The following is a 13,656-nucleotide window of genomic DNA, read 5'->3' on the forward strand; positions in this document are numbered from 1 at the left end:
GGTCGCGGCCGCCGCTCGGCGCGGGACCGCGGTCATTCTCCCCGGGGCCGGCCGCCGGCCCCGGGGCACGAAAGGAGTAGAGGGTCATCGCGCGGGGGCGAGTCCCAGGTGACGGGCCGCCCGGGAGCCGGGCCCGACGGCAAGCCCCTCGATCTCGAGGCTCCGCACCGCGGTGATCGCGCCTGGCCGCAGGCGGATCCGCCAGTCGGCTCCGGTGAGCAGATCGAACGCCGCGCGGTCGGCGGGAGCCACTTCCACGTCCACGACCCGGACGGCGCGGGCTCCGTTCGGGTGGTCAGTCTCGCCGCGCGCCTGCGGCGGATCGTACGGCGTCATGAGAAACGGCAGCCGGTCGTTCCGCGGATAACCGCACCGGAAGCGCACCAGATTTCCGTCCGAACCGCGGCGCGAAAATGCCACCGGAGCCGCGAAGGAAACGCCCCCGGCGAAGAGATCGGCGATCCGCGACTGCAAATCTTCCCCCTCTGTCGCGAGCACGATGTCGCATATCCCCATGGTGCGCGACCACCGGACGAGCCGACGTCCCGCACCTCGCCCGTACCGCAGGTCGATGACCAGCCCGAGCAAGCCGCTCCCCTTTGGCGGAACGAAAAGCTCGATTGTCGGCCCGTCGTCGAACCACACCAGAGCGTTGCGTGAGGCGGCTTCCCCGCCGGGCCGCTGCACCCGGAATCCGTCGGCGCGAAAATCTTCGACCGCAGCCGAAAGATCGACCACTCGCACCATGAGGTGACTGCACAACAACTTTTTTGCCATGTTCACCGGCCCCCCTTGCGCACCTTAGCAAAAAACAGAAGAGTCGAACGCGTAAAGTTCATTTCGTCCACAGCATGGAGGCACGCCCAGTGGAAAGAGAATGGCAGGTGGGAATTGCCGGGACCGCATTCGGCCGGTTTTACGCCGAGGCCGTCGCCGCGATGCCGGGCTGCCGGCTCGCCGGGCTGCTCTCCCGGGGACGCCCGGCGTCGCGCCGGCTCGCCGCCCGGTACGGCGTGCCGTGCTGGACGCGGCCCGAGGAGGTGCCCGCCGAGGTCGACGCGATGTGCGTGGTGGTGGGCTCGACCGTGCTGGGCGGGCCGGGGACCGAGCTGGCCCTGGAGCTGATCGGCCGGGGACACCATGTCCTGCAAGAGCATCCGGTCGCCCCCGCGGACATCCTGGCCTGCGTCCGCGCGGCGCGGCAGACGGCGGTGGCCTACCGGGTGAACACCCTCTACCCGGCGCTGCTGCCGGTGCGCCGTTTCCTCGCGGCCGCCACGGCATTGCGGGAGCGCGGGCCGTTGCGCTTCCTCGACGCGGCGACCAACAGCCAGGTAGCCCTGCCCCTGATCGACATGCTCGCGCGCACCGCCGGCGGGCTCGCCCCGTGGGCCTTCGGCGACCCGGTCCTCGCCGAGCCGCGCCTGGCCGCGCTTTCCTCGTCGGAGGCGCCATTCACCGCGCTTCCCGCCGTCATCGGCGGAGTGCCCGCGACCCTTCGGGTGCAGAACCAGGTCCACCCCGCCGACCCGGACAACCACTCGCACCTGATCCACCGGATCTCCGCAGGCACCGACGCCGGAGTGCTGACGCTCGCCGACACGCACGGCCCGGTGCTCTGGCATCCGCGCAAACACGCCCCGCGCGACGCCGAGGGACGGCTGCGCACCGCCGGAGAGGGCACCGAACGGTTCGCCGCGCAGAGCACCAGCTTGATCGGCCCGCCCGCGGAGAGCTTCCACACTGTGTTCGCCGCCCGCTGGCCGGAGGCGATCTCCTCGGCGCTCGACGAGTTGCGCGCCGACGCCGCGGATCCCGCCCGCCGGATCAGGGCCGGGCAGCACGCCATCGGCGTCGCGCAGGCGTGGCAGGACCTGACGCGCCGGCTCGGCCTGCCCGCTCTGATCGCGCCGGAGACGCCGCCGACCGTTCCGGTCGAGGTGTTGCGGGAGGCCGCCGCCGCGATCGATTGAACCGAGCGTGCTCACGTTGCGCACCCGAACTCCTTCACTTCACTACAAACGATTGTCATTGTCGTTCAACGGCCGGGATCCGGCGCGCGCCTCCGGCCGGGAGGTCAGGCGTCCAGGAAGGACGCCTTCGATCCGGTGCGCAGCAAGTGGTCGACGCCGATCTGCCGGGCGATGAACCGGCCGTTCTCGACGTTGGCTGAGATGCCGACCGGCGCGAGCGAGGCCCCGTCCGGCAACCCGGCGAAGTAGAGCCCGGGAATCGCACCGCGGACCCCCTGCCGCAGGAGCGGAGCTCCCCGCTCGTCCAGGACCTCGGCCGGCAGAATGCGGTAGTCCGGTGCGAAACCGGTGCACCAGACGATCGCCGTGATGCCGTGGCGGCGCAGATCGAGCGACGGTCCGAAATCGACGAGCCCTTCGGTGTCCGCCCGGGGCGCGGGGCGCTGCTCCGGCACCGGCAGGCCCCGTTCCCGCACCCCCTCGTCGATCAGTTCGAGCAGCCGGTCGAACGACTTCGCCGCGTGCTCGGCGACGGTCACGACGTTCTCCGCCAGGCGCACCACCGCGTCGTCCGCGCCGCGGACCGACCCGACGAGAACCACGCCCTTGCGCGCCAAGGTGCCGAGGTTCAGGTCCGCCCGGCCGTCGTTCGTCGCGGTCACCGGCAGCCCGGGCAAGGCGGACCGCTCGCCTTCGCCGGACGGCGAATTGCCTGTGGCGAACTCGCCGTAGAGCGACAGCGCGTACATCCATTCCGCTAACGAACGTCCGCGGTAGCAGCGAGGAAAGGCGCGATGGCGGCCCACTGAAAGGAAAACCCGACGACCGGCGTCCGCGAGTTCGTCGGCGATCTGCTGGCCGCTGATCCCCGCTCCGACGACGAGGACGGCGCCGTCCGGCAGCTCTTCCGGATTCCGGTAGCGGCGGGAGTGCACCTGCTTGACCGACGGGTCGACGGCGACGGACAGGTCCGGGACGCGCGGACTGGTGTAGCCGCCCAGCGCGGCGACCAGGTTGCGCGACTCCACGACCTCGCCCGAGGACAGCAGGCTGCGGAACCGGACGGTGTCCTCCCCCACGCGCTCGACGGCCCGGACGTGCGCGTGCCGGCGCACCCGGAGACCCCGCCGCGCCACGTACCGGCGGAGGTGTCCGGCCAGCTCCGGGCCGGACATGAAGCCGTCCGGCTCGTCTCCGTCGTAGCGCCATCCGGGAAACCGGAGCAGGCGGTTCGTGCCGCGCAGGCGCAGGCTGTCCCAGCGTTCCTCCGCCCACGCCCGGCCGATTTCGCCCCGTTCCAGCAGCACCGCGTCCAGCCCGGCGTCTTGCAGGGCCGCGGCCGTCCCGCATCCCTGCTGACCGCCGCCGATGATGACGGTCTCCGCGTACTCGGTTCCCACCTGGCTCCCACCCCCATCGGTCTCTTCGTTCCCCAGCCGCCGAGCCGGCCTGGCTCTCATGCTCCGGCGCGGATCTGCCAGCCCTCGGCCTGAGCCCGTTCCATCCACATCGCCGAGTAGCGGCCGCCCCGGTCGAGCAGCTCGTCGTGGCTCCCGGCCTCGATGACGCGACCGCCGTCCAGGAACGCGATCTGGTCGGCGCCGACGATCGTGGACAGCCGGTGCGCGATCACGACCACCGTCCGGTTCCGGGACAGCTCCCGGATCGCTTCGACGACCGCGGCCTCGCTTTCGCCGTCGAGAGCTGCGGTGACCTCGTCAAGCAGCACGATCGGCGCTTCCTTGAGCAACGCCCGGGCGATCGATACGCGCTGGCGCTCGCCGCCCGACAGCCGCGCGCCGCCTTCGCCTACCCGGCTCGCCCAGCCGCCGGGCAGCCGTTCGACGATCTCGTCGACGCGCGCGGACCTCGCGGCAGCGTGCACTTCTTCGAGAGTGGCATCGGGCCGTCCCACCCGAATATTCTCTTCGATGGTGTCGTCGAACAGGTACACGTCTTGGAAGACCATCGCGATGCGCGACAGCACGGCCTCGGTGCCGAGCGCGCGCACGTCCTCGCCGCCGATGCGCACTGCGCCGCCGTCGACGTCCCAAAATCGGGCGATGAGCCGGGTGACCGTGGTCTTCCCAGCACCCGACGGCCCGACGAGCGCGGTCACTGATCCGGCGAGCACGGTCAGGTTCAAGCCGTCGAGGACCGGGCGCTCGCTGTAGCCGAACCGGACGTCGTCGAGGTCGATCGCGGTGCCCCGCGGCACCCGGGGCGAGTCCGGCTCGGGCAACGGGGCCACGTCGAGGATCCCGCCGATGCTCTGCAGCGCCACCCGGGTCCGCTCGACGCCCTCGCCGAAGCCGGCCAGGCTCGAGAACGGCTCGACGAACCGCACCGCCAGCACCAGGATCGCCGCCAGGTTCGCGGCGTCGAGCTCGCCGCCGGTGGCCAGCAGCACTCCCACGGCCACGATCAGCGCGAAGCCGAGTTCGACCACGGCCAGGTAGCGGTGCATCGGCCGGGCGGTGCGGGACAGGTTCGAGACCGTCGCCGCGCGCGAGTCGCGCATGGCCTTCTCCAGCTGTTCCCAGCCTTCCTCGGTCTGACCGGCGGCCCGCAGCACCGGTTGGGCCTGGGCGAACTCGATAGTGCGCGAGGAAAGCTCCTCGTCGACGTTCGACTGGGCGTGGAATTCCGGGCGCACGGTGCGCTGCACCCCGCGATAGGCGACCAGGCCGACCGGGACCACCGCAGCCATCGCCAGCGCCATCCGCCAGTCGACGAACAGGACCACGAGGAGCATCACCAGCGGGGTCACGATCACCGCGACCAGCCGCCAGACCACCAGGCCGGGCAGGATCGTGACCGAGAGCGCGGAACCGGTGACCACCTCGGCCAGCCGCCCGCTGCGCGCCCGGGTGAACCAGCCGAGCGGCATCCGCGTCACGTGCGCCCCGATCCGGCTCAGCAATCCGCCCGCGAACCGCTCGACACCGACCATCCGCGACCGGCTGTCGGTGATCAGGTAGGCGACCGCGCCCACTGCCGCGGCGGCTGCGGCGGCGATCACCCACGGCACCGCGGCGGCGACCCGTCCGGCGAACACCTCGCGCAGGATCGGGACCAGAGTGCCGAAACACACCCCCTCGGCGAGTGCGACGACGACGTACCCGGCGACTTGCCCGCGCAGCCCGCTGCGGCCCCCGATCCGGCGATCGGCTTCGGCGATGATCATGAACGGACCTCCCGGTGCCCGTCGGATGCCGCCCGCGTCTCGTCCGCGGCGCGAGGCGCCGGCTGCTGCGCGCGCCAGAGCCGGGCATAGAGCCCGTCGACGGCCAGCAGTTCCTGGTGGCGGCCGCGTTCGGCGATCCGGCCCTCGTCGAGCACGACGATCTGGTCGGCGTGCATGATCGTGTGCAGCCGGTGGGCGATCACGAGCATCGTCGGCCCGTCTTCCGCAGTGCTCTTGGCGGGACTGCCCTTGGCGAGTTCGGCGAGCGCCTGCTGCACCGCGGCCTCGCTGTGCGGATCCGCGTGCGCGGTCGCCTCGTCGAGCACGACGATCGGCGGCTTGCCCAGGATCGCCCGCGCGATCGTGAGCCGCTGCTTTTCGCCGCCGGAGAGGCCGCCCGAGCCGGTGCCGAGCACGGTGTCGTAGCCGTCCGGGCAGTTCTCGACGACGTCGTGGATCTGTGCCCGGCGGGCCGCGTCCAGCACCTGTTCGTCGGTGGCTCCGGGGCAGCCGATGCGGATGTTCTCCCGGATGGTGTCGCGCAGCAGCACCACGTCCTGGAACACGATGGCCATCGAGGACAGCAGCCGCGGCGTCCCGATGTCGCGGACGTCGACCCCGCCCACCCGGATCGCGCCCGAGCCGACGTCGAAGAAACGCGGCAGCAGGCGCGCCAGCGTGGTTTTGCCCGAACCCGACGGCCCGACCAGCGCGGTCACCGTGCCCGGTTCCAAAGTGAGGTCGATGCCGTGCAGGACCTCAGTGCCCTCGTCGTAGCCGAACCGGACCTCGCTGAACTCGATCCGATGCCCCTCCGGCACCTTCGGATTCGCCGGTTCCGGGAACCACGGCTCGGCCAGCACCCGCTGGACGTGCGTGGCCGCGAGCTGGCCTTCGCGGACCAGGCTGCGCAGCGAAGCGATGTGCTGCGGCGAGGTCGGGATCCCGACGCCCACCACCAGGAAAGCCGCCACCGCCGCGGGATCGGCCGCGCCCTGTGACACCAGCACCAGCCCGGTCGCGAGCAACAGCACGATCATCGTGGCGGGCGCTACGAGAATCGTCAGGACCGTCGTCGGCCGGGCGGCCACGGCCATCCAGCGCACGCACGCCGTCGTCACCGCCTCCACCGCGGCGGCGAACCGGCCGACCGGGCGGGCCGCCGATCCGTAGGTCTTCACGACCTCGATGCCGTCGGCGAGTTCGACGGTGGCCCGGGTCAGCCCGGACATCGCGTGATTCCACTCCTCGACGTGCTTCTCGTGGTCGCGGTTCATCGCCGGGACAGTGCACGCGACGACCAGCAGCAGCCAGCCGAGAAGGACGAGCGCGTACACCCAGTTGACGACGAACAGGTAGGCCAGCGCCAGCACCGGGGCAAGTACCGCGGTCGTCAGGTCGGTGGCCACGTGGGCGACGATGGTGTGCATCCGGTGCACGTCGTCGGACACGGTCCGCTTCACGGTGCCGCTGCCCACCCGTTCGAACCACCCGAGACCGACCCGCGAAAGATGCCGCGCGATCCGGGTCCGGGTCGCGTGGCGGAAGTCCGCGTCGGCGTAGTGGCAGACCGACAACGAGACGTTGTAGATCACCACGCGGGCCACGGCGCCCGCGACGCCGAGGCCGGCCCAGAGCCAGACCGTGCCCGCGCTGCTGCCGCGCAGCAAAGCCGCGATGATCTCGGCAGTCGCGACGTAGGCCAGCGTGGAGCACGGCACGGACAACGCCGCCAGCAGCACCCCCAGCTTCAGCCGCCCGCGCACCGGCGCGAGCATCTCCATGATCGCGCCCGGCTCCACCAGGCGCTGATCCGTTCCAGCCGTCATATTTCGCCCATCTCGTGATCGTGACCGCCGCTTGCCGCCGCAGCCGTGACCCGGTCCGCGAGCTCCGCGAGGGTCGGGTGCAGGAACACGTCGCGCAGGCCGATCTCGGCTCCGTACCGCTCGGCAATGCCGGTGACCAGGCGCAGCGCGACGAGGCTCGTTCCGCCGAGGGTGAAGAAGTTGCTGCCGGGCTCCAGCGCCGACGCGTCGCGCAGGTTCAGCAGTCCGGCCCAGCTCGCAGCCAGGTCGTCCCGAAGCCGTGTCCCGTCGAGGCCGGCCGGATTCCCGCCACGGTCCGGCGGCGCGCTGCGCGCCGGGACCGTTTCGGCCAGTGCCGCCCGGTCGACCTTGCCGTTGGCCGACAACGGCAGCGACGGCAGAACCGTGCACCCGGCCGGAATCGCGTGCACCGGCAGCCGTTCCAGGAGAAAGGAGTCGAGATCGGCCGGTCGTGCCGCGGGACCGGTCGCGCCGTCGGCGCGGACCAGGAAGGCGTGCAGCTTCCGGGCGGGTGCCGTCCCCGTCGCGACCACGACCGCGCGCGCCACCTCCGGGTGTTCGCCGAGCACTGCCTCGACTTCGCCGACTTCCAGGCGATGCCCTTGGACCTTCACCTGTCCGTCCAGCCTGCCGAGAATCTCCAGCACGCCGTCCGGGCGATAACGGCCGCGGTCTCCGGTGCGGTACCAGCGAGCGCCGCCCGCCGTGACGAACCGGCTCGCAGTGAGTTCCTCGTCCCCGCAATAGCCGCGGGCGACTCCCGCACCGCCGATCCACAGCTCGCCCACGACGCCGTCGGGACGGTCGCGGCCCAGCTCGTCGACGACCCGGTAATGCTGGCCCGGCAGCGCGAACCCGTAGGGCACCGACGGCGCGTCCGGCTCCAGGATCCCGTCGGCCCCGGCCTCGAACGCGTTCGACCAGATCGACGCCTCGGTCGCGCCGCCCAGCGCGAGCAACCGGCAGCCGCCGGCTCGTACCCGGCCCGGCAGATCGGCGGGCACGTGGTCGCCGGACACCAATGCCCAGCGCAGGCTCGCCGGGAGTGTCCCCTGCCCGGTCGCGAGCAGCATTTCCAGCAGCATCGGGACGGTGTTCCAGACCGTGACGCCGTGCTCGCCGGCCAGCTCCGCCCACCGCGCCGCGTCCCGCCGCTCGTGCTCGGCGGGCAGGACCACCGCCCCGCCGATCCCGAGCAGCCCGAACAGATCGAACACCGACAGGTCGAAGTCCAGCGCCGACAAAGCGAGCACCCGGTCTTCGGCTCCGAGAGCGCACCGGTCGAGGACGGCGGCGACGGTGCCGGCCGCGCTCGCGTGCTCGATCTCGACCCCCTTGGGCTCGCCGGTCGACCCGGAGGTGAAGATGACGTAGGCGAGGTCGTGCGGATCCGCCGCGACCGGAGCCGCCGGCGCGGCCGCGAGCAGCGGCCCGATGTCGGAGACGACGAACCTGGGACTCGCCGCGGCGAGGATCCGCTCTCGTCGCCGGGCGGGCGCGTCGGGCGCGATCGGGACGAAGGCCGCTCCGGCGGCCAGCACGCCCAGCACCGCCACGACCTGGTCGCGTCCCTTCGGCAGGCTGATCCCGACGAGGTCTCCCGGGACGACCCCCGCGGCCGTCAAGCCCGCGGCGACCCGGCAGGCGAGTGCAGCCAGCTGACGGTGACTCGTCACCTCGTCCCCGGCGATCACCGCGGGCGCGTCGCCGCGCGCCGCCGCGCGCCGCCGCGCCGTCGAAAAACGGCCCGTGCAGGGTGCCGGCAGCCGGGAGCTCGGCCACCGGACGCGCGCTCAGGACTTCGCGGGCTCGCGACGCCGGCTCCGGCAGCGGCTCGCTCCACGGCCGGGTCGCGAGATCCTCCAGCAGGCAGCGGTAGCCGGCGAACATCGCGTCGAGCACTCCAGTCGCGAACGCTTCGTCGACGGCGTCCCAGGTGACCGTCAAACCGCCGCGGGATTCCGAGACCTGGTTGTCCAGCAGCACCTGCGGGGTCGTGGAAAGCCCGTCGACCCGTTCCGGGAAGGCCGGCGACGGGTCCAGCGAGACCCCCTCGTCGCCGCCCACTCCCACCGCGCTGGTGAAGACCACCGGGGCCGGGAGGTCGAGCATTCCCGTCTCCGCGCTCGTGCGCCGCGCGAATTCCCGCCACAGCCAGGCGATCGGGACGTCGCGGTGGTCGAGGGCGGCCCCGAGCCGCCGGTGGGTCGCGGCGGCCGCCTCCAGCCACGAGCCGTCGGCTCCGGGGCGGTGGTCCGCGAGCGACAACAAGGTGAAGTCGCCGAGGACGCGGCGGATGTGGGGGTGGACGTCGCGGCGGTGGAACAGGGTGACCGCGACGGTGACGGCAGGGTGCTCGCTCCAGCGTCCGAGCACCTCGCCGAATGCGGCGAGCAGCACGCTGGAGGCGGTCAGCCCGTGCGCGCCGGCCCGTGCGCGCAATGCGGTCCAGGCTGACCGCGACAGCTGGAACTTGCGCCGGCGAAAGCGCGGTTCGGCGATGGTCGCCGGGTCGGCGGCCAACGGCAGCTCGGGCGGTCCCGGCAGTTCGGCCAGCCGGTCGCGCCAATAAGCCGTGGCCCGTTCGACGGATGCCCCGGCCGGGCGCGCTTGTTCGCAGTAGTCGCGGAACGACACCTCTATCGGAGGCAGTTCCGCGGCGGGGTCGGCGACCAGGCGATCCCATTCGGTGAACAAGGTCATCACCGACAACGCGTCGAACGCGGTGTAGTCCAGCCCGACTGCGAGCCTGGTGCGGACCGGCCCGGCCCCGTCCCGGTAACGCACGGCGCGCAAGGCGAACAACGGCCACTCGCGCAGCGACAGCACTTGGTGCGACAGGTCGTCCCGCAGCGCGGCCAGTGCGGAGTCGGCGAGGGCGGGCGGGTCGTCAGCGTGGTCGGCGATCTCGATCTCGACCGGCGGCACGTGCGCGAGGATCCGTTGCCGGCCGTCGTCGTCGAAGACCACCCGCAGCATTTCGTGCCGACGCACCAGCTGGTTCCAGGCGCACTCGATCCGGTTCAGGTCGACCTCGGAGCCGTCGAACTCGTGGTACTGCCACGTGCCGACGCCGCCGAGGGTGAACCGCGGGTCGCGGCCGATCCGGTAGGCCTCCTGCACCTCCGTCGCCGGGAACGGGTCGTGACGTGCCTCCGGCGCGGCCACGATCGGCGACGGCTCGGCCGGGGCCGGCTCGTCGAGGGCCAGTGTGGCGGCGAAGTCGGCCAGGCTCGGCGCGCCGAACAACGCACCGAGCGTACCGCCCGAGAGCCCCGCGGCGGGCAGTTCGGCGACCATGCGCGTCGCGCGCAGGGAATCGCCGCCCAATGCGAAAAAGCTGTCGGTGCGGCCGATGGCCGCACGCCCGAGCAGCCGCGCCCACACCGCGGCGAGGCGCTCCTCCACCGGCCCTGCCGGCACCGAGCCGCCGCCCGGGCCGGACGCGGCGAGCGCTTCGGCCACCCGCCCGGCGACCGCCGTCCGATCGACCTTGCCGTTGGCCGACAGCGGAAGCTCAGACAGGACCACGAGTTGCTCGCACACCATCGCGGCGGGCAGCCGGTCGCGCTGCCAGGAGCGCAGTTCGCCGACGTCGACGCCCTCGGCGCCGGGTGCCGGAGCCACTGCGGCGACGAGACGCCGGGCGGGTTGCTCGACCACCGTCGCGATCGCCCGCCACACCGCCGGATGCTCCTCGATCGCGGCCTCGATCTCGCCCAGCTCGATGCGATGTCCGCGGACCTTGACCTGGTGGTCGGCGCGGCCGAGGAACTCCATGGTCGCCCCGCCGAGGTAGCGGGCCACGTCGCCGGTGCGATACCAGCGGGTGCCGTCGAACTCGACGAACCGCTCCGCCGTACGCTCCGGATCGCCGCGGTAGCGCAATGCCACCCCCGCCCCGCCGATCCACAACTCGCCGGGGACGCGGTCGGGGCAGTCCAGCCCCCGTGTGTCGACAATGCGGGCGCGCTGGTGATCCAGCGGCGACCCGATCGGCACCGAGCGCCATCCCGGGTCGACCGGGCCGGTCACTTCGCAGGCGCTGGAATGAATGGCGGCCTCGGTCATGCCGGCGAGCGCGACGAAACGCGCCGCGGGCGCCACCGCCCGCGTGCGCCCGGGCAGATCGGGAGTGACCCAGTCGCCGCAAAGCAGCACCAGACGCAGGGGCAGGGCCGCCGGACCGGCCGGTCCCTCGCTCGCGGTGAGCAGCATGTCGAAAAGGACCGGGACGGAGTTCCAGACGGTCACCCGGTGTTGCTCGATTTCGGTCAGCCAGAGGCTCGCGTCGCGTTGCTGGCCTTCGCGCAACGCGACGACCGCGCCGCCCGAGCGCAGCGGGCCGAAGAGTTCGTATACCGACAGATCGAAGTCCAGCGCCGAGACGAGCAGGGCCCGGTCGTCCGGTCCCAGCGCGAATCGGCGGTTGAGCGACTCCACAGTGTTCACCGCCGCGGCGTGGGAGACCTCGACGCCCTTCGGCACTCCGGTGGAGCCCGAGGTGAACAGCAGATAAGCAGCGCGGCGGGGCGCGTGTGCACCGTGTGCGACCGGCTCGGCGAGCGGCGCATAGTGCCGTGCCTTGTCGAGCCCGAGCACCGTGGTGCCGTCGTCGCCGATCGTTGCCCGGTCGGGAGCGGCACCGGTGAGGATCACGACCGGGAGGTTCGCGTCCGCGGTGACCCCGGCAAGGATCCGCGTCCGGCGGGCAGCCGGCTGGTCCGGCCCGACGGGCACGTAGCAGCCGCCGGCGGCGAGCACGCCCAGTACCGCGACGACCTGGTCCGCGCCGCGCGGCAGCCTCACTACGACCGGGTCTCCGGGCCGGACGCCGTGTGCGACGAGCGCGCCCGCCACTCGCAGCGCGGCGGCGGCCAGTTCGCCGTAGGTCAGGGTGGCGTCACCGAGAACCGCGGTGGCCCCGGGTCTGTCCCGGACATGCCGGAACACGGCTTCGTGCAGCCCTTCGACCACCGGGACCAGATCGGTGGCTTCAGCCGCCCGGCGCGCGGACCGCTGGCTCTCCGGCAGCAGCGATCCGACCGGCGCGTCCCAGCGGCCCGGATCCGCCGCCAGCCTCGCGAGCAGGCCCCGATAGGCGCCGAACATCGCTTCCGGCACGCCCGGGGCGAGCACGTCGGCGCGCACGTTCCAGTTGAGCAGCAACCCGCCGTCGAGCTGGCGGACCTGGGCGTCGAGCCAGACCTGCGGGTTCTGCGTGCTCACCCACACCGGCGTCCCGAACTCGGCACGGGCCAGCGGCCCGGCGACCTCGCCTAGCCCCAGCGCGCTGGTGTGCACGACCGGGGCGAGCACCGGAGCCCCGGCCCGTCGGGTCAGGTCCCGCAGCACCTCGACCCCGCCGTAGCCGGCATGGCTCATCGCCGCGTGCAGCTCGCGCTGGACGGCTCGCGCGTTCTCGGCGAAAGACGCCGTCGCGGCGGGGTCCGGGGCGAGCAGCACTGAGGACGTCACGTTGGTGACCAGGCCCTCCGCCCGCTCGTCCTCCCCGACCGCCGAATCGAACAGCGGGACGTTGAGCAGACTCCTCCCGCCGCCGCTCCACGCCGCGACGACCTCTGCGAACACGGCCGTCAGCGCGGCAGCCGGGGTGAGCTTGTTTCTGTGTCCAGCCGATCGTGACAGCGGAGCAGCCGGGCGCCTTCGCCGTCGCCGTCTTCCCGCAGCGGTAGCGCCGGGGCGGACGGCAGGTCCGGATGCGCGTCGATCCACCCGGCCCACCAGGCGGAGTCCTCCTCGCGCGCCGCACCCCGGAACTCGTCCTGGGCGGCTCGGAACTCGCCGGGGGTGTGACTCGGCTCGGCCGACGGGCCGCCGGGATCGGCGTAGCCGCGCGCGAGATCCTCCAGCAGCACGCCGAACGCCCACGCGTCGGCGGCGATCATGTCCACGTCCAGGTGGATGCGGTGCGCACCGTCCGGCAGCAGCGACACCGCCAGCTCGATCATCTCGCCGCGGGCGAGATCGCGGCGCGCGTTCTCCAGCCGGGCGCGGGTCGCCGCCAGCCGGGCCGCGCGCTCGGCCGCGGACAGTCCGCTCAGGTCGGCGGTCCGGATCTCCGGGAGGCCCGTCGACGAGGCCGGGCGGGCCACCCCGGCCTCGTCGATCCGGGCCCGCAGCATCGGGTGCCGCGCCACGACGCGGTCGTAGGCGGCCTGCAGCCGGCCCACGTCGAGTCCGGTGCCGTCGAGTTCGACGTAGTAGTGCGCGGCGACGCCGCCGTAGGGCTGGCCGTCGCCCCGTCCGACGAGGTAAGCGCGCTGCATCGCGGAAAGGGAGAACGGGGCGCTCTCGTCCGGGCCGTCGGCGTTCTCGGTGTCCGCCCCGAGCAACTGGACCCATTCTGCCAGCGTCGCGGCCGACGTCAGCTGCTCCACCGTCACCCGCACACCGCTGCGGCGCCAGCGAGCCGCGAGCTGGATGGCCACGAACGAATCGAGGCCCAACTCGAACAAGTCCACGTCAGGCGGCACCTCGTCGAGCCCCAGCGCCGAGGCGACCTCGTCGTGCACCGATGCACGGGTGGGCACCTTGTCCGCCGAGACGTCCCCACCACCGGTAGCCGACATCAGCGCTCCTTTAAAAATGATTATCAATACCGACAAGAGGCAATCACGCCTCCGGGGGACCCGTCAACCGCCCG

Annotated in this window: 7 protein-coding genes and 1 pseudogene; 1 reads left to right on the forward strand and 7 read right to left on the reverse strand. The window is 72.5% G+C overall.

All coding sequences use genetic code 11. The features are described from left to right. Positions 1-84 precede the first annotated feature (84 nt). On the reverse strand, positions 85-777 hold the full coding sequence (locus DMP23_RS20205) for a VOC family protein (protein ID WP_337822107.1): 693 nt from the start codon (positions 775-777) through the stop codon (positions 85-87). A 107-nt stretch (positions 778-884) separates the two neighbouring features. On the opposite strand from DMP23_RS20205, the gene DMP23_RS20210 reads away from it, so the two are divergent. Further along, positions 885-1,973 carry a Gfo/Idh/MocA family oxidoreductase gene (locus tag DMP23_RS20210; RefSeq protein ID WP_337822108.1) on the forward strand — a complete coding sequence of 363 codons (1,089 nt, stop codon included), beginning with the start codon at positions 885-887 and terminating at the stop codon, positions 1,971-1,973. A 104-nt stretch (positions 1,974-2,077) separates the two neighbouring features. On the opposite strand, the gene DMP23_RS20215 is transcribed toward DMP23_RS20210, so the two are convergent. The 6 genes and pseudogenes from DMP23_RS20215 to DMP23_RS20240 all read right to left on the reverse strand — a co-directional run bounded on the left by DMP23_RS20215 (position 2,078) and on the right by DMP23_RS20240 (position 13,582). Continuing rightward, positions 2,078-3,373, reverse strand: a complete 1,296-nt coding sequence (locus DMP23_RS20215) for a flavin-containing monooxygenase (RefSeq protein WP_337822109.1) — start codon at positions 3,371-3,373, stop codon at positions 2,078-2,080. Positions 3,374-3,429: 56 nt separating this feature from the next. Further along, positions 3,430-5,160, reverse strand: a complete 1,731-nt coding sequence (locus tag DMP23_RS20220; protein WP_337822110.1) for an ABC transporter ATP-binding protein — start codon at positions 5,158-5,160, stop codon at positions 3,430-3,432. Beyond that, on the reverse strand, positions 5,157-6,989 hold the full coding sequence (locus tag DMP23_RS20225) for an ABC transporter ATP-binding protein (RefSeq protein WP_337824419.1): 1,833 nt from the start codon (positions 6,987-6,989) through the stop codon (positions 5,157-5,159). The genes DMP23_RS20220 and DMP23_RS20225 overlap by 4 nt, the downstream gene beginning before the upstream one ends. Next, a complete protein-coding gene (locus tag DMP23_RS20230; RefSeq protein ID WP_337824420.1) occupies positions 6,986-8,755 on the reverse strand; it encodes a non-ribosomal peptide synthetase in 1,770 nt (589 codons plus the stop codon). The genes DMP23_RS20225 and DMP23_RS20230 overlap by 4 nt, the downstream gene beginning before the upstream one ends. 409 nt (positions 8,756-9,164) lie before the next feature. Further along, positions 9,165-12,374: pseudogene (locus DMP23_RS20235) on the reverse strand (amino acid adenylation domain-containing protein); the annotation flags it as partial. 212 nt (positions 12,375-12,586) lie between these two features. Beyond that, on the reverse strand, positions 12,587-13,582 hold the full coding sequence (locus tag DMP23_RS20240; RefSeq protein ID WP_337822111.1) for a phosphopantetheine-binding protein: 996 nt from the start codon (positions 13,580-13,582) through the stop codon (positions 12,587-12,589). Positions 13,583-13,656 lie beyond the last annotated feature (74 nt).

Source organism: Amycolatopsis sp. A1MSW2902 (genome assembly GCF_017312175.1).
Lineage (GTDB): Bacteria > Actinomycetota > Actinomycetes > Mycobacteriales > Pseudonocardiaceae > Amycolatopsis > Amycolatopsis nivea.

Bases quoted from the DNA above. Each gene is read 5' to 3' on its own strand.
- DMP23_RS20205 (WP_337822107.1), bottom strand. From the start codon at position 777: ATGGCAAAAAAGTTGTTGTGCAGTCACCTCATGGTGCGAGTGGTCGAT.
- DMP23_RS20220 (WP_337822110.1), bottom strand. From the start codon at position 5,160: ATGATCATCGCCGAAGCCGATCGCCGGATCGGGGGCCGCAGCGGGCTG.
- DMP23_RS20225 (WP_337824419.1), bottom strand. From the start codon at position 6,989: ATGACGGCTGGAACGGATCAGCGCCTGGTGGAGCCGGGCGCGATCATG.
- DMP23_RS20240 (WP_337822111.1), bottom strand. From the start codon at position 13,582: ATGTCGGCTACCGGTGGTGGGGACGTCTCGGCGGACAAGGTGCCCACC.